This window comes from Massilia genomosp. 1 (assembly GCF_011682185.1).
Taxonomy (GTDB): domain Bacteria; phylum Pseudomonadota; class Gammaproteobacteria; order Burkholderiales; family Burkholderiaceae_D; genus Telluria_A; species Telluria_A rubra.
On the sequence record NZ_WHJF01000240.1, the window covers coordinates 1 to 2,040 of the forward strand.

Annotated in this window: 2 protein-coding genes; both read right to left on the reverse strand. The window is 44.7% G+C overall.

Annotated elements, in window-relative coordinates; translation table 11 throughout:
- Nucleotides 1–314: 314 nt before the first annotated feature.
- On the reverse strand, nucleotides 315–977 hold the full coding sequence (locus F1735_RS33190) for an SMI1/KNR4 family protein (protein ID WP_167241219.1): 663 nt from the start codon (nucleotides 975–977) through the stop codon (nucleotides 315–317).
- On the reverse strand, nucleotides 974–1,876 hold the full coding sequence (locus tag F1735_RS33195; protein ID WP_167241220.1) for a hypothetical protein: 903 nt from the start codon (nucleotides 1,874–1,876) through the stop codon (nucleotides 974–976). Before F1735_RS33195 ends, F1735_RS33190 begins: the two co-directional genes overlap by 4 nt.
- Nucleotides 1,877–2,040: the final 164 nt, after the last annotated feature.

The following is a 2,040-nucleotide window of genomic DNA, read 5'->3' on the forward strand; positions in this document are numbered from 1 at the left end:
AGGCGCGATTTACTCAGTTTTTATGAAAAAAGCCGGGTTTTCGCGTTTTTCAGCTGTTTTCAGATGGCCGCAACCCATTGATTTTAAATAGGTTTTTACACCCCTCCCAGAGGCTGAATAGTCACGAAAAATCGTGCTCTCCTGATGTCGGCCAGTTCAGAAAAATCGTTTTGCAATTGGCTCCTATGTCCCCGTCAATGTTCCTTCCCGTGCGCCTCAAGCAATATCGGATGCCTGATTTCACACGACGCGACTATCTTAAAGCTATTATCAACCTGACCTTGCTCCATCTCACAATTTCAGATCATGCCAGTCTATACTCGCAGTTCATTCAATATGCCACCACTCATCACAATTAAGCTATCCACTACTGGATGAATCACAATTAACTGTTTATCCACAAAGAAATATTCAGAAAATATTTCCAAATTATTAATATTCCCATACTCCAAACTGTATCGAGTTGATTCACTCAATCTATATTTATTATTTATCAATCTAAATTCATTAATGTATTCTCTACCCACACTATCCTTAGAAATAACGGTAGAAAATGCTTCTCTACGATAAGCTGTGATCAAACACTCCAGCAGGAAGCCTTCAATCGTCTCATGCACAACGCCATATTTTTCACCTGTGGAATATAGATATATCTTCCCAGTATCGTCGTCAATACAAAAACTATCTCCAACAAAATTTGTTCCGAAGTAAGTCGATCCTGATGGCGTATCCACATCGGGATAAACTTCAAGAAAGTCGTCTACCAAGTTCTCAAAATCAAAATCTCCGCCATAGCGATGAAAAATATACAATCTCCCATTTCGAGGACGACCAATCTTCATCAAAAAATTCTTGTGATCCTCACGCAAAATGATGTTATTTTCGGCGGCAAATTTCCGAATTTCGACTTCATCAAGCGGTGCAGCATCTTTGATATACGGCATCAACAAATTTATTAGTTCATTCGAAATATTCATTGAGCAACTCCCTTTTGAATTTTCCCATATACTGCAGCGTCATGATAAATCCTACTATTTGACGCATCAGCACATGTCATGCATGGGCACATTTGATCTTTGGACAGTTTATGAGCTTTTTTATCGGCATAAGGAAACGGCCCCGGATTTTCATTGTTGTAAGGATGAGGATTATCCGCTTTACCACGCCAAACAGTTGCTGCACCGTTGATCGGGCTCGGATTCTCCGCTGCAACAGCAGCGGCCTTGGCCTCGGCACACACTCCTGGCTCAGGACCAATCGGTGACAAGTCGCGATCGACAAGCTGCTTAATTCCATTCGATTTATCCAATGTTGTAGTGCTTACTTTATATTTTCCTTTTTCCAATGCATCTAATCCGGCTTGCAATTTTGCAGCGTTCTCTCTGAATTTTGGGCTTTTAACACTTCCGGAAAGACCAACACTCACAGTTCCATCTTCATGAGTTAAAATTTGAACTGACGGGCTTTCCTTTTTCTTAATTTTAAGTTTCGCCATTTCATCTACAACCACTTTTGCCGTTGCGTCTGCTTCACGCGTGCGCTTGTCAAATACTGTTGGCCGGTTTTTGGTTGGCGCCTTTATAGGCGCTAAAGGTTTTGTGAAGGCTTTTGCTGATGCCTCTGCACCAGCCGCTTGCGCTGATCGCATACCAGGCAGTCCGCCTTTAATAAAACCCTTTCCTGGCGTAATGGGACTTGGCAGCGCCTTATTGACACCCCACGTTCCGAGCCTTCCTCCAACCATGCCAGTAAGCGCGCCGACGCCCAAGGCAGACCATTTCTGGCCGTCCGACCCTTGACCGAAGATCATGCCGCCAGCCCAACCACCAAGCATGCCGCCGCCATAGCCGGCGGCAAGCCCAGCCAGCGCAACCACCGGACCCGCCAGAACTCATATCGTTATACACAACTCTGAGCAGCGCAGCCGATGCCTGAAAAATCTGTTTACATTCAAGTACTTGCGATGGCACTTGTAACCTGGGCTGGTTTGAGGTTTACTCTCGCCTTTTAGGTGATGCGTTGGCAACAGGATCGCGCCGC

What these genes read in the sequence shown, in the direction of transcription:
- F1735_RS33190 (WP_167241219.1), bottom strand. Translation starts at nt 977, where the DNA reads ATGAATATTTCGAATGAACTAATAAATTTGTTGATGCCGTATATCAAA.